General features: G+C 62.7%; 15 protein-coding genes. 7 read left to right on the top strand and 8 right to left on the bottom strand.

Annotated elements, in window-relative coordinates:
• Positions 1-58: 58 nt before the first annotated feature.
• From rqpR to WN982_RS20035, 5 genes are all read right to left on the bottom strand, one after another.
• Positions 59-715, bottom strand: a complete 657-nt coding sequence (rqpR, locus tag WN982_RS20055; protein ID WP_341313634.1) for a response regulator transcription factor RqpR — start codon at positions 713-715, stop codon at positions 59-61.
• A gap of 10 nt (positions 716-725) precedes the next feature.
• Positions 726-1,676 carry an ATP-binding protein gene (locus tag WN982_RS20050; RefSeq protein ID WP_341313633.1) on the bottom strand — a complete coding sequence of 317 codons (951 nt, stop codon included), beginning with the start codon at positions 1,674-1,676 and terminating at the stop codon, positions 726-728.
• Positions 1,677-2,234: 558 nt separating this feature from the next.
• Positions 2,235-3,005: a ferredoxin--NADP reductase gene (locus tag WN982_RS20045; RefSeq protein WP_341313632.1), complete on the bottom strand. Its 771-nt coding sequence runs from the start codon at positions 3,003-3,005 to the stop codon at positions 2,235-2,237.
• Between the two features lie 530 nt (positions 3,006-3,535).
• Positions 3,536-4,336 carry an endonuclease/exonuclease/phosphatase family protein gene (locus WN982_RS20040; RefSeq protein WP_341313631.1) on the bottom strand — a complete coding sequence of 267 codons (801 nt, stop codon included), beginning with the start codon at positions 4,334-4,336 and terminating at the stop codon, positions 3,536-3,538.
• A 64-nt stretch (positions 4,337-4,400) separates the two neighbouring features.
• On the bottom strand, positions 4,401-4,895 hold the full coding sequence (locus WN982_RS20035; RefSeq protein ID WP_341313630.1) for a hypothetical protein: 495 nt from the start codon (positions 4,893-4,895) through the stop codon (positions 4,401-4,403).
• 305 nt (positions 4,896-5,200) lie between these two features.
• Here WN982_RS20035 and WN982_RS20030 point away from each other — a divergent pair, with 305 nt between their 5' ends.
• The 4 genes from WN982_RS20030 to WN982_RS20015 all read left to right on the top strand — a co-directional run bounded on the left by WN982_RS20030 (position 5,201) and on the right by WN982_RS20015 (position 9,838).
• Complete coding sequence (locus WN982_RS20030; RefSeq protein WP_341313629.1) at positions 5,201-6,178, top strand: AAA family ATPase; 978 nt, start codon at positions 5,201-5,203, stop codon at positions 6,176-6,178.
• Between the two features lie 478 nt (positions 6,179-6,656).
• A complete protein-coding gene (locus tag WN982_RS20025) occupies positions 6,657-7,763 on the top strand; it encodes an NAD(P)/FAD-dependent oxidoreductase (protein ID WP_341313628.1) in 1,107 nt (368 codons plus the stop codon).
• 216 nt (positions 7,764-7,979) lie between these two features.
• The gene (locus WN982_RS20020) at positions 7,980-8,294 is read left to right on the top strand and encodes a high-potential iron-sulfur protein (RefSeq protein ID WP_341313627.1); all 315 of its coding nucleotides are present in this window, start codon (positions 7,980-7,982) and stop codon (positions 8,292-8,294) included.
• A 251-nt stretch (positions 8,295-8,545) separates the two neighbouring features.
• Positions 8,546-9,838 (top strand): MFS transporter, encoded by a 1,293-nt coding sequence (locus tag WN982_RS20015; protein WP_341313626.1) that lies wholly within the window; start codon positions 8,546-8,548, stop codon positions 9,836-9,838.
• A 108-nt stretch (positions 9,839-9,946) separates the two neighbouring features.
• Here the strand turns inward: WN982_RS20015 and WN982_RS20010 are convergent, their stop codons facing one another.
• Positions 9,947-11,467, bottom strand: a complete 1,521-nt coding sequence (locus tag WN982_RS20010; protein WP_341315851.1) for an amidase family protein — start codon at positions 11,465-11,467, stop codon at positions 9,947-9,949.
• Between the two features lie 170 nt (positions 11,468-11,637).
• On the bottom strand, positions 11,638-12,336 hold the full coding sequence (locus tag WN982_RS20005) for a dienelactone hydrolase family protein (protein ID WP_341313625.1): 699 nt from the start codon (positions 12,334-12,336) through the stop codon (positions 11,638-11,640).
• Between the two features lie 274 nt (positions 12,337-12,610).
• Here WN982_RS20005 and WN982_RS20000 point away from each other — a divergent pair, with 274 nt between their 5' ends.
• The 3 genes from WN982_RS20000 (at position 12,611) to WN982_RS19990 (ending at position 16,484) form a co-directional block, all read left to right on the top strand.
• A complete protein-coding gene (locus tag WN982_RS20000; protein ID WP_341313624.1) occupies positions 12,611-13,714 on the top strand; it encodes a nitronate monooxygenase in 1,104 nt (367 codons plus the stop codon).
• A gap of 467 nt (positions 13,715-14,181) precedes the next feature.
• The gene (locus WN982_RS19995) at positions 14,182-15,327 is read left to right on the top strand and encodes a branched-chain amino acid ABC transporter substrate-binding protein (RefSeq protein WP_341313623.1); all 1,146 of its coding nucleotides are present in this window, start codon (positions 14,182-14,184) and stop codon (positions 15,325-15,327) included.
• 140 nt (positions 15,328-15,467) lie between these two features.
• The gene (locus WN982_RS19990) at positions 15,468-16,484 is read left to right on the top strand and encodes a cupin-like domain-containing protein (RefSeq protein ID WP_341313622.1); all 1,017 of its coding nucleotides are present in this window, start codon (positions 15,468-15,470) and stop codon (positions 16,482-16,484) included.
• Between the two features lie 140 nt (positions 16,485-16,624).
• Here the strand turns inward: WN982_RS19990 and WN982_RS19985 are convergent, their stop codons facing one another.
• Positions 16,625-18,076, bottom strand: a complete 1,452-nt coding sequence (locus tag WN982_RS19985) for a collagen-like triple helix repeat-containing protein (RefSeq protein WP_341313621.1) — start codon at positions 18,074-18,076, stop codon at positions 16,625-16,627.
• Positions 18,077-18,313 lie beyond the last annotated feature (237 nt).

Raw genomic sequence — 18,313 nt, 5'->3', positions numbered from 1 at the left:
GGGACAGTGTTTTCAGGCGTCGCGCAGTGGATGGAAGGTGGGTGGACGGCGGCCGGCCTCAGCCCGCCATCGCCGGATTCAGGTCGACGAGACGGTTGCTCATCACATAGAAGGTCAGCTCCGCGTTGTTGCGCAGCTTCATCTTTTCGAGCAGCCGGGTCCGGTACACGCTGACGGTCTTCACCGACAGCGATAGCGTAGTGGCGATGTCGGTCAGGCGCTTGCCCGACGCCAGCATGCATAGCGTCTGATATTCGCGATCGGAGAGCTTTTCGTGCGGCAATTGCTCGCCGTCGAATGACACGTAGTCGGCCAGCGCTTCGGCCATTGCCGGGCTGACGTATTTGCGGCCCGCCGCGACCTGCTGGATCGCGCTAATCATCTGCGCGGCGTCGACGGTTTTCGACAGGTAGCCGGCGGCGCCCGCCTTCAGTGCGCGCACGGCGTACTGGTCTTCGCGGTACATCGAGAACATCAGCACGGCCACGCGCGGCGCTTTGCGTTTCAGACGCTTGAGCACTTCGACGCCGTTGATGTCGGGCAGCGAAATGTCGAGCAGCACCACGTCGTAGCTGTGTTTGCCGACTGCGTCGAGCGCCTCGGCGCCGCTTTGCGCCTCGGTGACTTCGCGCGCCACGCCGCGGTCGAGCAGCAACTGACGGACGCCTTGGCGGACCACCGCGTGGTCGTCGGCGAGCAGGATGCGCAGGCTCATGATGGCGTACTCACGATTGAAGCGCGCGGCGTTCAGTGTCCGGCGCGCTCGCCAGGATCGCATCCCACGCAAAGCGTGCATACACAGTCGTGCCGCGCATTGAGTTGCCGCTCTCGCCGCGGCGGGCACCCGTGCTCCGGGCGCCGACGCGCAGTGTGCCGTCGAAGGCGGCGCAGCGCGCCCGCATGCTGCTCAGGCCGAAATGGCCGCGACGGCTGCGGGCGTTGCGCGCCAGGCCGATACCGTCGTCGCTGACGATCAGCGTCAGATAACGGCGGCTGGTTTCGAGCCGCACGTCGGCGGCTTCGGCGCGCGCGTGTTTGGCGATATTGTTCAGCGCTTCCTGGGCGACGCGGAACACGGCGAGCGCCGCGTCGGCGGGCAGCCGTGTGAGCCGCACGTCGGTGGCGCAGACGAAACTCGTGCGCAGTCGAGTGCGCGTGGCGAAGTCGCCGGCCCATTGCGCCAGCGCACCGACGATGCCCGCATCCAGCGACGGCGCATGCAACTCAGCCACGGCCTGACGGCTCGCGGTGCAGACAGCGTCGAGCGAACGGTTCGCGACTTCGAGCGCGGCGGCGCATTGCGGCGGCGCGTCGGCGGGTAGCCAGGTTTCGACGCCGGCGAGCGCAAAGCGCGTGGCTGTCAGTTCTGCGCCCACGCCGTCGTGCAGTTCGCGCGCCACATGGCGGCAGGCCGCTTCCTGCGCCTGCACGAGTTCAGCCGACAGTTCGCGCACGCGGGCGTGCAGCCGTGCAAGTTCGCGCTCGGCGGCGGATTGCGGCGCGGACTGCTGCGCGCCGCGGCGGCGCAGCGACGCGGGCGTCGAACCGGATGCCGAAGCGGCATGCTGGGCCGTGACCTCGGCCGAGGAGGCGCTCGCTGCGGGCGTAACGAATCCATGACGGACCAGAGAGGGCGGAATGTGCGCACTGAACGGGACGACAGTCGACGTATCCATGACTTTCCTTCTCAGGAAGCGGTGTGGACGGCAAAGCGGGTGCGCGTCGGCGGCGCGAAGACGAAAGAACGCATGCGAGTCTCTGGCCTCCAGAAATGTCCGCGACGCGCATGGCGTGACGGACAAATCGCTACGGCAAGGCGTAACGAAATTTACATTCAGTAACAAACGGATCGTACTGCGACGGCATGCTAAAGCGACTGATCGTGCGCCGCGATGATATCTCAAAAAAAGAAAAAGTGCAGGTACACCAAGGGTTAGCGCTTATATTTCACGCAATGGTTGATGTACCGCAACGTCGTACTTGTAGGAATAATACTGACGTTAAATGTCAAAACATAGGGCGGCATTTGTAACCACGCAACACACGTGGCTCGGGGCGTTTCAGGCGCCGCGCAACGTTGCCGCCACGCGTGGCGAAGCGTCGGCACATCTGTCCGCCACGCTTTTCCCGGGCCGGTTTTCGGCTATTTTGACGTTTGACGCAATAAAAAAAGGAGCCCGAAGGCTCCTTTCCGATACTTGCGCAGCACTTGCTAGCTGCCGGTCAAGCGACGCTTAGCCCACAAACGCCTTTTCGACCACGTAGTGACCCGGCGAATTGTTGCTGCCTTCCTCGAAGCCGAGCTTGTCCAGCAGTTCGCGCGTGTCGCGCAGCATGTGCGGGCTACCGCACAGCATCACGCGGTCGTTTTCGAGCGAGAAGCCCGGCACGCCGAGGTCGGCGAACAGCTTTTCGGTTTCGATCAGTTCAGTGATGCGGCCACGGTTCTGGAACGCTTCACGCGTGACGGTCGGGTAATACAGCAGCTTTTCCTGCACCAGCTCGCCCAGATGTTCGTGAGCCGGCAGATGATCCGTGATGTATTCCTTGTACGCCAGTTCGTCGACGAAACGGCAGGTGTGGGTCAGGATCACGCGCTCGTAGCGGTCGTAAATGTCCGGATCCTTGATGATCGACATGAATGGCGCGAGACCCGTGCCGGTGGACAGCAGCCACAGCGTCTTGCCCGGCAGCAGGTTGTCGGCCATCAGCGTGCCGACCGGCTTCTTGCCGATCAGCACTTCGTCGCCGACCTTCAGATGCTGCAAACGCGACGTGAGCGGGCCGTCCTGCACCTTGATGCTCAGGAATTCGAGGTGCTCTTCATAGTTCGCACTCGCGAGGCTGTAGGCGCGGATCAGCGGCTTGCCTTCGACTTCGAGGCCCACCATCGTGAACTGCCCGTTTTCAAAACGGAACGACGGATCGCGCGTGCAGGTGAAGCTGAAAAGCGTATCGGTCCAGTGATGGACGCTCAGGACGGTTTGTGGATTCAGGTTGCTCATGGCTTCTTGGATAGTGCGAAAACAAAGGCGGCCAGTCGTTTTAGCCGGCCGGCACGGCAAGGGCGATGCTGCGCTAACCCGTGGTCGGGAATCACGCGCAATCTGCTATTTTACCGCGCCCGCTGCATAAGGGCTGCGGCGCTGCAGTTGAGCGCGATAAACGTGGCAAAGCGACGTGGTAAAGCGGGTTACCGGACCTCGAAGCGTCGGCGCCGGCTGTCGATACAATCGGGCGCCGCGAAGTACATTGGCGTGGGTGCAGCCGCGCTTCGGCGAGGGTACGGCGATGGGCGAAAACCGCGCACGGCGGCTGCCATCGGCTGTCCGGCATGCGCCGGATAGGCGCGCCGCGCGGGCAACGTTTTCAAGATCATACCGAAACCCGCCATGCGCTGCAGCATTGACCCTGCTGGCGAAACTGGCAAACCCGGGTGAAATCGGCGAAAAAGGCGCGGAGATCAGGATGGAACGGCGAGATGCGCAGCGCGAGCGCGGCGATTTTTAACAAGGCGGCAGCGCCGCCCCACAACTCATTCGACCCGCAAGCGAGCCATATACGGCAAGTGATCCGACAGCCACGCCGTTTCCTGGGTCGGCTGGATCCATTCGATCGGCTGCATGCCGCGTACAAACATCTTGTCGAGCGCGAGCGCCGGTGAGAAGGCCGGAAATGTGCGGCCCGATTCGCCGAGCAGCGTCGCCACTTCCTGTAAACCATGCTCGCGGAATAGCGGCACCGAGTCGTTGCGCCAGTCGTTGAAGTCGCCGGCGAGAACCAGCGGACCTTCGGGCGCTTCCTTCGCGATCCAGTGGGCGATCCAGTTCATCTGCCGCAAACGCGCCGAGCGCGTGAGCGCCAGATGCGCGCACAGCAGCGTGACCGAGTGACCGCCGAAGGTCGCCCGCGCCACCAGCAAGCCGCGCTTTTCGAAGCGATGCGCGGAAATATCCCAGCGTCCGCCGAGATCGAGCGGATGCGGCGACAGAATCGCATTGCCATGCCGCCACGACGGCTTGAAGACATTCGGCCCAAGCGCGATTTCCAGTTCCAGCGCGCGCGCAATCTCGGTGGCCTGGCAGTGCCAGACGTCGCTCAACGGATCGGCGGTGTGAAGCGCGCCGAAGCCGGGCGAGAGCACCGGCGACGGCATCCGTCGCGCCATCGCTTCCTGCAAAAAGTACGCGTCCGCGTGGGTCGACTGAACCCAGCGCTGCATCGCCTGCCAGGCCTGAAAGCCGAGCGGCGTGCGGCCTTTATGCAGGTTCCAGCTCACCGCAATGAAATCCTTGGGCGCTACGTTCTCGCGGATCAATTCTTCGGGGTTTCGCATGCCGCGTTGTCCACGTGTTCTGTTTGGGGGCTTCAGTTATTCGCTGCGGTTATCCGCTTCAGCTTCAATTTGCGCTATTCGCGAGGCTCGCACGCACGCGGTAGACCAGGTTCGGGTTCTTGTCGACGATCGTCCAACTGGTCCACTGGCCGGCCGGCACCTTCAGACCTGGATGGCTCGCGCTCACCTGACGCGGTTGCGGCGGCAGTTTGCAACCGGTGTCGGTTTGTTGCGGGGTGTTTTCCTCGAAGGTTTCCTGCGATTCGATCGACAGTGTGATCTCGTTCGTATCGGCTTGCAGCGGCGAGACCGTCACCGTGCGCGCCAGATCGAGGCTGCCGGCGGGCTGGTCTTTGCAACCGACATTGTGCTGCACGATCTTGTGATGCGTGTCGGTGCGCGCCTGGCCGACGGTCGTGGTGCCGTCGAATGCGTCGATCTGCTGGCCGTCGCGCATCACCTGCAACTGCCATTGCACGGCCTGCTGTGCCGGCCGTTGTTGCGCATATGCAAGCAACGAAGTGCCGAGCAGCACGGCCGCGATACTGGTTTTCCACATAGAAAAATTCTCCGGGACAGTCCGGGACGGCGTCCGCCCGAGTAGTCAGACGGCCATCTTACGCCTGATGACCGCAACGCTTTTCTGACACTTCAAAGGGGGCCGCGTTCAGCAATAGTGAATTTCTGCTGGGGTTGTAAATCCCCCAAGAGGACTTCCTTCGGGGTGTCGCGAATAACAAGCCGTTGTTAGCAGCAGAGCCGCACGACTGCTGGCTTGCACGCGAATATGGCCTCGTTACACTGATCTTGAAACGGCGCCCAACAGGGGGCCGCTGCAGCAAGACCAGCCAGACGGGGTGAGCGATGACAACAGCTATGGTCAAACAGGAAATCGCGGTGGCGTCTTTCAGTCAGGTGTACGACCTCGATCAGGTAGAAACCGCGCTGAACGATCTCGGCGAAGGCGCGAACGAGGCGCTGCGTGCCACATACGAAAAGATGCTGAAAACCGGCAACCTGCGCTTTTGCGTCAAGCCGAACCGGATGCCCTCGATCGACGATCTGATCGACGCGCTGCCCAACTTTTCCGAACCGCTCGACGATATCCGCAAGCAGGTCGCCTTGTGTCTCGAGACCGAAGACCGGCTCGAACTGATGCCGATCCTGCTGCTCGGCGATCCCGGCATCGGCAAGACGCATTTTGCGAAGCAGTTGGCGCGCCTGCTCGGCACCGCCTATCAATACGTGGCGATGAGTTCGCTGACGGCGGGGTGGATTCTGTCGGGCGCCTCGTCGCAATGGAAGAACGCGAAGCCAGGCAAGGTGTTCGAGGCGCTGGTGAACGGCAGCTATGCGAACCCCGTGATTGCCGTCGACGAAATCGACAAGGCCACGGGCGATTCGCAATACGATCCGCTCGGCGCGCTCTATGCGCTGCTCGAGCACGACACGGCGCAGACCTTCATCGACGAATTCGCCGAGATTCCGATCAATGCGGGCCATGTGATCTGGATCGCGACCGCGAATGACGAGCGCTCGATTCCCGAACCGATCCTGAACCGCATGAACGTCTATGAGATTCCGCCGCCCGATCACGAAGGCGCACGCCGCATCGCGCAGTCGATCTACGACGAGATCCGCTCGGCGCACGCCTGGGGTCTGCGTTTTCCCGCCGAACTGGGCGACGGTGCGCTCGACGTACTGAAGCAGGCATCGCCGCGCGAAATGCGGCGCGCGATTCTCAATGGCTTCGGTGCGGCGCGCATCGCCGGGCGCGATCGGATTGACGCCGGCGACATTCGGCTTGACTACGGAAATCGTCGAAAACCGATCGGTTTTTGATGTTTTTTGGCCTGTTTTGCCCCTCCAAGCCGCCTTCTGGCGGCTTTTTACTACCTCAATTCACGGAATCCATACTTGAGATAGGGTGAATGTCGCGGCAATTGTTGCTAATAACGAGATGATGTCCACGCGCAAGCCAGAACCGACGTGGTGGACGCGTCGCGTCAAGGCGTCCGCACGCAGAACTCAGCGCGAGCCGCGCGGCGAGCCCATCGCTCGCATGAAGAAGCGAGCGCGGCGACCGTGGACGGCGTACACTGATTCTGTCCGGCCCATACATTCAAGATCCGCTCAAGACCGAATGCCCGCAGTTGTCTCCGACTGCGGGCATTTGTGTCTGTACAGCGTCGTACAATTTTGAGGTGTGGGCAGGTGCGTTCGACAGCGAGCGGCGTGCGGCACTCGATAGCCGCATCCCGTCTTCATCATTATCGGGTGAACGAGGCAGCGCGCGGTGGAGTTAGCCGCGTCAAGGGACATGGATCAAATCGAATGTGTAGTGATCGGCGCGGGCGTGATTGGCCTCGCCGTGGCGCGCGCACTGGCGGCGCGCGGGCGCGAAGTGATCGTGCTGGAAGCGGCCGAAGCGATCGGCGTGGGCACCAGTTCGCGCAATAGCGAGGTGATTCACGCGGGGATCTATTATCCGCGTGGCTCGCTGAAGGCGTCGTTATGCGTGCGCGGCCGCGAGCTGCTGTACGACTACTGCGCCGAGCACAACGTGCCGCATTCCCGGTGCGGCAAGCTACTGGTCGCGACCTCGCGCAATCAGATACCGCAGCTCGAAAGCATTATGGCGAAGGGCCGCGAGAACGGTGTGCTCGACCTGATGCGGATCAGCGGCGACCAGGCGCAGGCGCTCGAACCGGCGCTCGAATGCGTCGAGGCGGTGTTTTCGCCGCAGACCGGCATCGTCGATAGTCACCAACTGATGTTGGCGATTCAGGGCGATGCCGAGCGCGACGGCGCGGTGTGCGCATTCCACGCACCGGTCGAAGCAATCGAGGCGAGCAATGGCCGCTTCGTTCTCAAAGTGGGCGGCGGTGCGCCGACCACCATCAGCGCCGCCTGTGTCATCAACAGCGCCGGTTTGTACGCGAATACACTGGCCCGCAAGATTCGCGGGCTCGACGCGCGCCATGTGCCGCCGCTCTATCTCGCGCGCGGGAATTACTTCAGCATTTCAGGCCGTGCGCCGTTCAGCCGCCTGATCTATCCGATGCCTAACGAAGCCGGCCTGGGCGTGCATCTGACGATCGACCTCGGCGGGCAGGCGCGTTTCGGTCCCGACGTCGAATGGGTCGATACGATCAATTACGACGTCGATCCGCACCGCGCCGAGTCCTTCTATGCGGCGATCCGCGCGTACTGGCCGGCGCTCCCCGACGATGCGTTGCAGCCGGCCTATGCAGGGATCCGTCCGAAGCTGTCCGGCCCGGGTGAACCGGCCGCCGACTTCGTGATTCAAGGTCCGGCCGCGCATGGTGTGCGCGGACTTGTCAATCTGTTCGGCATCGAGTCGCCGGGGTTGACGGCGTCGCTTGCGATTGCGCAGCGCGTCTGCGAACTGAGCGGCCGCGCTTAATAGGGTTTCGCAAAGCGGGTTTCGCCCAGCGTTTTCACCTGGCGTTCTCGTCAGGCATCCGCATTCCGCACGCCGCGCTCGATAGTCGGGCGCGGCGCAGTACCAATTCGCTTATCTCTATCATTTGGGCCGTCACGAGCGACGGCTTAATTGCTATCCTTGGGTACCGCTGTCATCAGAACGGCGATCAGTTCAATATAAATGGAGTGAGTCCCCATGAAATCTTCCCGTCGTACGTTTTTGATCACCAGCATTGGTGTTGCATCCAGCTTCGCACTGTCGCGTCAGGCTTTCGCCGACGCACCGCCGCACGTCGCCGAAACCGATCCGACCGCACAGGCGCTCGGCTACAAGGCCGACGCCACCAAGGTCGACAAGGCCAAATTCGCGAAGTACGCGGCCGGCCAGGACTGCGGCAATTGCAGTTTCTATCAGGGCAAGCCGACCGACGCCTTCGCCGGCTGCCCAATGTTCCCGGGCAAGCAGGTCGCGAAGACGGGTTGGTGCAGCGCATATAACAAGAAGGCCTGATAGCGTCCACGCCGCGTACGCGTTCAGCGGCGCGGCAAACGCGCCGCAACATGACGGCGCCGGATTGCAGTTCGATCATCGAGGCGTCTGCCGCAACTCGCGTCAGACGCCTTTTTGCTGCTTGAAAACAGCTTGCGCGCTCTTTACACTCCAATGCGATTGCTGAGGCTGGCGCTGTTTTCTCGCAAGGGCACGCAAGATCGCGCACACGCGACGCACCACGGGACACTTTTCGCAGGCTGGAGATTCGAATGGCACCAGCGTCAAGGAGCCTCAATACGCGGGCCGTCGCGGCGGCCGTAATCGGCAATGCGCTCGAGTGGTACGACTTCACCGTGTTCGGTTTCATGACGGTGGTGATCGCCCAGTTGTTCTTCCCGGCGGGCAACGATTACTCATCGTTACTGCTCACCACCGCGACCTTCGGCGTCGCGTTCTTCATGCGGCCGGTCGGCGGCATCGTACTCGGACTCTATGCGGATCGCGCTGGACGCAAAGCGGCGTTGTTGCTCGTCATCGCGCTGATGACGCTCGGCATTCTGCTGCTGGCCATTGCGCCGCCGTACTCGGCCATCGGCATCGGCGCGCCGTTGATGATCGTGCTCGGGCGGTTGCTGCAAGGCTTTTCCGCTGGCGGCGAATTCGGCAGTTCGACAGCATTGCTGATCGAAGCCGCGCCGTTCTCGAAACGCGGCTTTTACGGCAGCTGGCAGATGGCGAGCCAGGCGGCGGCGCTGCTGCTCGGCGCGGTGGTAGGCGCCCTGATCACACATGGCTTGTCGCCTGAAGCGCTGAAATCCTGGGGCTGGCGCGTACCGTTCATTCTCGGTTTGATCATCGGGCCGATCGGGTTTTATATCCGCCGGCATCTCGCCGATTCGGAAGCCTTTCTGCACGCGCAAAAAACCGCGCGCCGCGCGACGCTCGGCGAAGTGCTCAGCAGCCACAGCCGCGAGATCCTGTGCGGACTCGGCGCGGTGATCGCACTCACTGTGACGATCTACGTGCTGATCAGCTATCTGCCGACCTTCGCCGTCAAGCAACTCAAGCTGCCTTACGCGCAATCCTTTTACGCGGTGATCGTCGGCAACCTGCTGCTGACCGTGCTCTCGCCGCTGACCGGCGCGTGGTCGGACAGGATCGGACGCAAGGGACTTTCGCTGTGGTCGCTGGTGCTGACGCTCGTGATCATCTATCCGCTGTTCACGTGGCTGGCGGCGGAGCCGACCGTGTCGAAACTGATTCTCGTGCAGGCGCTTCTGTCGATCACGCTGTCTGGCTACTATGGTCCGTTCGGTGCGTTGATTGCCGAACTGTTTCCGGCGAATGTGCGCTCCATTGGCTTATCGCTTGCGTACAACTTCGCGGTGATGCTGTTCGGCGGCTTCGGGCCATTCGTCGTGACGTGGCTCATCAACACGACCGGATCACCGCTCGCACCGACTTACTACGTGATGGGCGGACTGGCGCTGTCGATCGTCGCGGTAGCCTGCATCCCCGGCAAGCGCCACGCGGATCTCGACGCGCGCGGCAAGCCTGCTTGAACGGCTCTTTCAGCGGCTGTTTCTCATGCCGTTTTCACGTTGTTTCCCAGGCTGCTTCACCTGCAGCCTGAGTACCTTCGCGAGGGCACGCCTGAACGGGTGGCTTCGCTAGCTGCGCGCCTGCATCAACGGCGGTCGCTTGTCGAACCATGGCCGTGCGGCTTCGAGTTGCGCGGCAAGGCGCAACAGTATTGCTTCGCCGCCGTCACGCGCGGCGAACTGCACGCCGACCGGCAATCCGCGCGCATTCCAGTAAAGCGGCATCGACATCGCCGGCTGGCCGCTGAGATTGAACAACTCCGTGCAGCCGGCCCACGCGAACGCTTTGTTCGACGCTTCGGTGAGCAATTTTTTCATCAGCGGTTCGAGCGGCATCGCGGTGACGGCGCGCATCTGCATGCGCTCCGCGGAGGTGGGCTGCATTTCGCCGATCTTGATCGGCGGAGCGGCGAGCGTCGCGCACAGAATCACGTCGTAGCGGCTCAGCAAGCCGGTGAGCCGTTCGGTGATGCGGCGCTGTTCTTCGAGCGCGGCAGGCAGTCCGCGTTCGCCCAGCTTGCGGCCGACGTGCGCCATCGTCCACGTCGAAATTTCGAAGTCTGTGCGCTGAGGTTTGCGGCCGGTGGTGCGATCGGCGTTCAGCACCAGGTCCTCGGCGGTCACGGACCAGATCGTCAGGAACGCATGCCGGACTGCCGCGAAATCGATGCCGAGCGAAACCGGCTCGATGTTATGACCCAGCGAACTCGCGAGCTGCGCGGCGTCATCGAGTGCGGCGCGCGCGTCGGCGGATAACGACGGCGCGAGCATCGGCTCGGTGACGTACGCGATGTTCAGCGGCTTGCAGGGCTCACGAGCGGCGCTCAGGAAAGTGCCCGGTGCGCCGGCCAGCCGGTCCGCATTACCGCTCAGCAGATCGAGCAGCAACGCGCTGTCGCGCACGCTGCGCGATACCGCGTGATCGATGCCGAGTTCACCGACAGCGGCAGCCGGCGTCGCGCGCGGCACACGTCCGCGTGACGGCTTGAGGCCGAACAGTCCGCAGCACGAGGCGGGAATGCGGATCGAACCGCCGCCGTCGGACGCATGCGCGAGCGGCACGATGCCCGCGGCGACCGCCGCCGCCGCGCCGCCGCTGGAGCCGCCCGGCGTGTGGTCGAGATTCCACGGATTGCGGCACGCGCCGAACAGTTCGGGCTCCGTATAAGGCATCTGGCCGAGTTCGGACGTGCTGGTCTTGGCGAAGATGTTGAGCCCGGCCGCTTTGGCGAGCGCTACAACCGGTGCGTCCTCGGCGGGAATGAAGTGACGATAGTGGCGGCTGCCCATCGACATGCGCAGCCCGGCGACCGCTGCGCCCAGATCCTTGATCAGATAAGGCACGCCTGCCAGCGCGCCTTGCGTGATTACGCCATCCGCACGATTTTCGCCATTCGCTCTGCTCGCGTCGTCACGCGATGCGCGTTGACGCGCTGCATCGTAGTCCTTCAGGACAATCGCATTGATCGCGGGATTGACGGCCTCGGTGCGTGAGATCGCGATATCCAGCAATTCACGCGCGCTTGCTTTGCGGCTTCGAACCAGTTCGGCGAGGCCGATGGCGTCATAGGCGAGATAGTCTGATTGCACGACGGATGAGCCCTCGCTATCGGGTGTTGGAATCTGCCAGTTGCACTGATGCGTGATGAACCGCAGCGCCGGACGTGCCGCCGCCTCCAGTTCATGCACGCGCATTGGAGAAAACAGCGCGCCGGACGCGCGCCGTCTTTTGGAAAGAGTAACCGAGATACACGCGCGAGTTACAGGCGCTCACCGAGGAAGGTCAGCGTGCGGCCGTGCGCCAGCGCTGCCGCGCGCTGGTTATACGACGCGCGGTCCGAGCAGTTGAAGCCGTGATCGGCGTTCGGATAGATGTTGAATTCCGCATCCGTGCGGCCCGCGAAGCGCTCCTGAATCTGGCCGACTGCCGACAGTGGAATATGCGCGTCGAGTTCGCCGTAGTGGAATAGCATCGGCACTTTGATCTTCGCGGCCTGCTCGAGCTTGTTCTGGATGCCGCCGCCGTAGTAGGCGACCGCGCCGTCGAGCGAGCCTTGCGCTGCCGCCAGATAGGCGAGCTGGCCGCCGAAGCAGAAGCCGATCGCGGCGATCTTGCCGGTCACTTCCGGCATCGCGCGCAGCGCCGCGGAGGCCGCGCCAATATCGGCGACCGCCAGATCGACATTGGTCTTTTGCATCAACTCGATGCCCTTGTCGCGGTCGGCGCCCTCATAGGTCAGTTCGACGCGCGGCTGCGTGCGCCAGAAGATGTCCGGCGCGAGTGCGATGTAGCCGTCTTGCGCATACTGATCCGCGACCGAGCGGATGTGGCTGTTCACGCCGAAGATTTCCTGAATGATGATGACGGCCGGTCCCTTGCCGCCTTTGGGCAGCGCCAGATAGCCGCCGAAGCTGTCGTTGCCGGCGGGGATATCGATCCATCGGGAAGTCGTGCTCATGTCGCTCTCCATTTACCTGCGCGTCGATGCGCGAGGCCGGTCTGAATGAATGCCAAAGGCCTGAGTGCCTGAAGCGGGCGGTCAGTTTGCCATCAAAAGAAAGGGCGTGCAGCGAGGCCGCGCGAGGGCTGACGGCGAGCAAGGCGCAGCGACAATCTCGTAAGACGATTGAAACATTCTCGATTATTCATTTCTCCGTTGCTGCGCGGCTGGGTACAGTCGAGCGTATCTGCTCGCCCGTGCTGCGAAGGTGTTGTATGAAAAGGAATCGACTATGAGTGAAGGCAGTTTTGTGACGCCGTTTGCCGAACGTTTCAGGATGCGGGTGCCGGTTGTGCAGGCGCCGATGGTCGGCGGCGCGACTACGCCCGCGATGGTCGCGGCCGTGTCGAATGCCGGCGGACTTGGCTTTCTCGCCGGCGCAGCATTGGCGCCAGAGAAGATCGCGAGCGAAGTCGCGGCGATTCGCTTGCTGACCGATCGTCCGTTCGGCGTCAATCTGTTTGTGCTGGAGCCGGTCGCGCCGGACGATGCGACCGTACGTCGCGCGCTCGAAGCGATCGATCCATTGCGCGCGGATCTCGGTTTGCCGCCGGGCCAGCCGCTCGAACGTTACGCGCCGGACTTCCGCGCGCAACTGGAAACGCTGATCGAATTGCGCGTGCCGGTGGCGAGCTTTACGTTCGGACTGCTCTCTGAAGACGATGTCGCCCGTCTGCAGGCAAACGGTCTATATGTAATAGGCACAGCGACGCATGTCGCCGAAGGTTTGGCCTGGCGCGCCGCGGGGGCCGACGCGATCGTCGCGCAAGGCGCGGAAGCCGGCGGGCATCGCGGCACCTTCATCGGCGCGTTCGAAGACGCGCTGATCGGCACCATGGCGCTGGTGCCGCAACTCGCCGACGCGACCGGCCTGCCGGTGCTGGCGGCGGGCGGCATCATGGACGGACGTGGCGTGGCCGCCGCGCTGGCATTGGGCGCACAGGCGGCGATGATGGGCAGCGCGTTCATCACCTGTGCGGAGAGTGAGATTTCGCCAGCATGGAAAGGCCGTTTGCGCTCGATGCCCGACACCGCGACTAGCGTGACGCGCGCCATCACCGGCCGTCATGCGCGCGGCATACGCAATCCGCTGATGCAGCGCTTGACGGAATCAGCGCAAAAGATCGCGCCGTATCCGGTGCAAAACGCTTTGACGCAGGAACTGCGTCAAACCGCGAGCCGTGCGGAAAACGCGGACTATCTGTCGCTCTGGTCGGGCCAGGGTACACCCATTGGCCGCAAGCGCCGCGAAGGTCTGGGCGCCGCCGAACTGGTCGAGCAACTCGATCAGGAATGGCTTGCGGCGGCGGCGCGGATCGCCGCGCTCAAACGCTGATTCAGCGCGGTTCAGGCGCGGTTCGTGCGCAGGTCGTACGCGGTTCGTACGCCTCTCGCGCCTGCCCGCGATGCGCCTGCTTTTATGCGCAAAGCCTATTCGAACCATTAACGGTTTAACACGCTAAAACCTTTAGGCCGTCCAGTCAGAGGAACGCAGCACATAGCGGAAACCCGCATGGGCTGGTGCTTTCCGGCCTGTCTGTCCACGCGGAACCGGCGCTTGTTGGATAAACGCTATTAGTGTTCATCCCACTTCCTCAAAAAAGTCCCACAATTTAATTTGATAGCCTACACTTGCGCGCAAGTACGGTTTGCCGCCTGTCACAAACAGGTTGGCGGACGTGCTGGCCAAGTGCATGAACGATGCAACCGGCGTGGTCGTCCACGGGACTGAGCGACACGTGTAGGGGAAGCGGGGGGCACAGGGCGATTACGTTGTTTTTGGGACCGAAACTGGAGACTTACATGAACATCAAGATTCAAAAGCTGTTGCCGATCAGCGCTGCGGCGATGCTGTTCGCAACGTTGGCAACAACGGCCGCGGCCGACACGGTTGTCAAGATCGGTCACGTGGCACCGCTGACTGGCGGTATCGCTCACCTGGGTAAGGACAACGAAAACGGCGCGCGTCTGGCAGTTGAGGAAATCAACGCCAAGGGCCTGACGATCGGCGGCCAGAAAATCACGCTGCAACTCGACGCACAAGACGACGCAGCTGACCCGCGTACGGCAACTCAAGTCGCCCAGAAGCTGGTCGACGATAAGGTCGTCGCCGTGGTCGGTCACTTGAACTCGGGCACGTCGATTCCGGCTTCGAAGATCTATAGCGATGCAGGCATCGTGCAGATCTCGCCGTCGGCAACGAACCCGGCGTACACGCTACAGGGCTTCAAGACGACGTACCGCGTTGTGGCGACCGATGCCCAACAAGGTCCGGCACTCGCGAACTACGCTTCCAAGACCATGAAGGTGAAGAGCGTCGCGATCGTCGACGACTCGACCGCTTACGGTCAGGGCCTCGCCAACGAATTCGAAAAGACCGCAAAGTCGCTGGGCCTGAACGTGATGTCGCATGACGCGACCAACGACAAGGCTGTCGACTTCCGCGCAATTCTGACGAAGATCAAGGGCGAAAACCCGGACGCGATCATGTACGGCGGCATGGACGCTACCGGCGGCCCGTTCGCCAAGCAAGCCAAGCAGCTCGGCCTGCGCGCGAAGGTGCTGGCAGGCGACGGCGTCTGTACCGACAAGCTGTCGGATCTGGCCGGCGACGCAACCGACAACATCGTCTGCTCGGAAGCCGGTATGGCGCTCGAAAAGATGGCTGGCGGCGCAGCGTTCCTCGCCAAGTATCAGAAGCGTTTCGGTCAGCCGATCCAGATCTACGCTCCGTTCACGTATGACGCTGTGTACATCGTCGTCGACGCAATGAAGCGTTCGAACTCGACCGATCCGGCGAAGATCCTGGCATCAATGCCGAGCACGGACTACAAGGGTGTGATCGGTGAAACCACGTTCGATTCGAAGGGCGACCTTCAACACGGCGTGATCTCGCTGTACAACTACAAGTCGGGCAAGAAGACCCTGCTCGACGTAGTGAAGATGTAAAACTGCGTGTCTGGCGACAACGTTGTTTGTCGCCGGTCAAGTGGTTAGAAGGCACGCGCGCCGCATGGCCCGCGTGCCTTTTCTTTTGGTCGGACGCATGTGACGCCGACGGTCTGACGAATACCGCTGGGGAGAAAGACGTGGGCTCTGTGATCCGTTCGTTCGATGACGGCTGGCGCCGCTGGATTGCCGAGAATCTGTTGCTCGATGCTCCGCCGCCCGCGGTGCACGGCGCGCTGGTGGGGCATGGTTTCGACGCGGCCGAAGCTGCGCGCGAAATCGAAGCAGCGCTCGCGAGTCCTTATCTGCAGGGTGCTGGGCGCTTGCGCAATCGTTTGCGTAAGCGCGACTGGATGTTGTCGGTGTACGGCACGTTGAATCGTTTACGCGCTTGCGGCGATACGGTCGAACGGCGCGAACGTCTAACGCGCGATGAATTCTTTGAGCAGTACTACTTTCAGAACCGGCCGGTCATCATCACCGGTGCTTTCGATTTCTGGCCGGCGCGTACTCAATGGAATTTCGATTACTTTCGCTCGCGTTGCGGCGATTGCGAAGTCGAAGTGCAGTTCGGCCGCGAGTCGGATGCGAACTATGAAATCAATCAGCCCAAGCTCAAGCGGATGATGCGCTTTGCCGATTATGTCGATCTCGTCGAGCGCAGCGGCTCGACTAACGATTTCTATATGACGGCCAATAACACTTCGCACAATCGCGCGGCACTGGCCGCGTTATGGTCGGATGTGCCGGCCATCCGCGAGTATCTCGATGCCGGTTCGCCCGATACCGGATTCTTCTGGTTCGGACCGGCGGGCACCAGGACGCCGTTTCACCATGATCTGACTAATAACTTCATGGCGCAGGTGATCGGCCGCAAACATATCAAGCTGGTTCCGTTGTCCGATACGCCCCATATGGCGAACTACCTGCATTGTTTTTCGCACGTGGACGGCAGCGCGATCGATTACGCGCGTTTCCCGTCGATGCGCAATGCGCAGTTGATCGAATGCACGCTCGCGCCGGGCGAATTGCTGTTTCTGCCGATCGGCTGGTGGCATTACGTCGAAGGGCTCGACGCGTCGGTGACGATGACCTTCACCAATTTTCTGCAGCGTAACGACTTCTCGAGCAATTACGACACGTATCACGAACTATGAAACGGCGAAGCGGAGGGATACCCGCGCCGCGGCATCAGCTTAGGTCGCGGCGATAAAAAAAGGCGAACCGGTTGCCCGGCTCGCCGCCCCCCTTCGACGCTTGTATTGCCGTCGTTATTTGCTGTCGTTATTCGTGTTCGTCACTTCTTCGTCGCCAGTCCGCCGAGACCGCCGAGCAAACCGCCGCCCGATGTACCGCCCGTCGGTGCCGCCGTGCCGCTCAGCGCGCCGGTCACGGTGGTAAGCAGACCTGTGATCGGTGCGAGCGGATTGCTGGTCCCGCCGGTGCCGCCCGAGCCCGCGGCTGACGCGAGCGTGCCGGTCAGTGACGACACCGCCGAGGTCACAGGTGCGAGCGGATTGCCGGCGCTGCCCGTCGCGCCGCTCAATGCGCCGGTGACTGAACTCACCACGCCGCGCAGCGGTGCAAGCGGGCCGCCCGAGCCGTCGGCGGCGGCGCCGAGGCTGCCGGTCAAAGTGGTCAGTACGTTGGTCAACGGTGCAAGCGGACTGCCGGCGCCACCGCCGCTGCTCAGGCCGCTGCTCAAGGTGCCGGGCAACGCGGTGAGAATGCTGGTCAACGGCGCGAGCGGACTGCCCGAAGCATCGCCGCCGCCCGGATTGAGGATGCCGGTGATGCCGCCGAGCGGGTTGCCGCTTCCCGAACTGCCAGCCGTCAGCAGGCCGCCGGCGGACGTGACCGTGTTGCCGAGCGTGCTCACGACGTTGCCGAGGTTCTGGCCGATCGGATTGTCGGTGGCGCTACTGATCTGGCCGCCCGCGCTGTTGAGGCCCTGGCCGATCGTTGATAGCGAGCCGTTCAGCGGTGAACCGAGGCCGGTTGTATCGCCGACGGTTTGGGTCGTCTGCGCGAGCGTGGCCGTAATCGGCGTGATCGCCGTGCTCCCAGTTTGCGAGACCTGCTGCATTGGCCCTGTCGTCACTTGCGAACCGAGTATGGTGCCGAGGCTGCTGACCGCGGTGCCGACCGTCGAGACGGTGCTGCCGAGCGGCGTGGTCAGCGGACTGAGCGGCGCGGTGGGGCCGCTGCCGAGACTGGTCACGAGTTGACCCGCGCTGTTGACGGCCTGGCCCGCGTCATAAACGAGGTTGCCGTTGCTCGCGAGCGTCGTGCCAAGCGGATCGGTGGAATTGCCGAGCTGGCCGGGGCCGTTCGTGGCACCCCCGCCGAGCGCGGTGACGGCATTGCCGAGATTCGATACGACGCCGCCGAGCGCGCTGGTGGTCGCCGGGTTCGCGCCCGGGATCGGTGTCAGGCCGATCTGACTGCCGATCGAGGAGACGGTTTGTCCGGTCGCGGTGACGACGTTGCCGGTGTTTTGAACGACTGTGCCGATCGGATTGGCGCTGGTGGGCGTCGGGGTTGGTGTGGGCGTTGGCGTTGGCGTCGGTGTTGGTGTCGGCGTAGGCGTCGGAGTTGGTGTAGGCGTGCCGCTTCCCGAGCCGCCGCCGGAACCGCTTCCCGCACCAGTGGCCAGGTTCGGCGTGTGCAACGTGGTCCCGCACCCCGTCAAAATAATCATCGACGTCACGCACATAGCGATCGCCGATAGTTTGAAATTGTGATTCATGGCCTGCTCCCCGGTAACTTGGAAACTGCTGGGGAGCTAACTGCAAGGCTCATGCCATCTATATCCGCATGACCGGACAGACGAAAAAATGCATATGGATCAACGGGTTGTCGGTTCGGGCGCTGGTGCATAAAAGCGCCGAAGAAGCCAATGTGGCCCGGAACACCGCCGTGTGCAGGCCGCGCGTAACGTAACGTAAGTCGTCGGTTTTTCGTATGTCGTTACGTTCGCCGACAC

Source organism: Paraburkholderia sp. IMGN_8 (assembly GCF_038050405.1).
Classification (GTDB): Bacteria; Pseudomonadota; Gammaproteobacteria; order Burkholderiales; family Burkholderiaceae; genus Paraburkholderia.
This window is presented reverse-complemented; position numbering and strand designations above follow the sequence as displayed.

Coding starts and splice junctions, on each gene's coding strand:
- rqpR (WP_341313634.1), bottom strand. CDS start 715: ATGAGCCTGCGCATCCTGCTCGCCGACGACCACGCGGTGGTCCGCCAA.
- WN982_RS20050 (WP_341313633.1), bottom strand. CDS start 1,676: ATGGATACGTCGACTGTCGTCCCGTTCAGTGCGCACATTCCGCCCTCT.
- WN982_RS20045 (WP_341313632.1), bottom strand. CDS start 3,005: ATGAGCAACCTGAATCCACAAACCGTCCTGAGCGTCCATCACTGGACC.
- WN982_RS20040 (WP_341313631.1), bottom strand. CDS start 4,336: ATGCGAAACCCCGAAGAATTGATCCGCGAGAACGTAGCGCCCAAGGAT.
- WN982_RS20035 (WP_341313630.1), bottom strand. CDS start 4,895: ATGTGGAAAACCAGTATCGCGGCCGTGCTGCTCGGCACTTCGTTGCTT.
- WN982_RS20030 (WP_341313629.1), top strand. CDS start 5,201: ATGACAACAGCTATGGTCAAACAGGAAATCGCGGTGGCGTCTTTCAGT.
- WN982_RS20025 (WP_341313628.1), top strand. CDS start 6,657: ATGGATCAAATCGAATGTGTAGTGATCGGCGCGGGCGTGATTGGCCTC.
- WN982_RS20020 (WP_341313627.1), top strand. CDS start 7,980: ATGAAATCTTCCCGTCGTACGTTTTTGATCACCAGCATTGGTGTTGCA.
- WN982_RS20015 (WP_341313626.1), top strand. CDS start 8,546: ATGGCACCAGCGTCAAGGAGCCTCAATACGCGGGCCGTCGCGGCGGCC.
- WN982_RS20005 (WP_341313625.1), bottom strand. CDS start 12,336: ATGAGCACGACTTCCCGATGGATCGATATCCCCGCCGGCAACGACAGC.
- WN982_RS20000 (WP_341313624.1), top strand. CDS start 12,611: ATGAGTGAAGGCAGTTTTGTGACGCCGTTTGCCGAACGTTTCAGGATG.
- WN982_RS19995 (WP_341313623.1), top strand. CDS start 14,182: ATGAACATCAAGATTCAAAAGCTGTTGCCGATCAGCGCTGCGGCGATG.
- WN982_RS19985 (WP_341313621.1), bottom strand. CDS start 18,076: ATGAATCACAATTTCAAACTATCGGCGATCGCTATGTGCGTGACGTCG.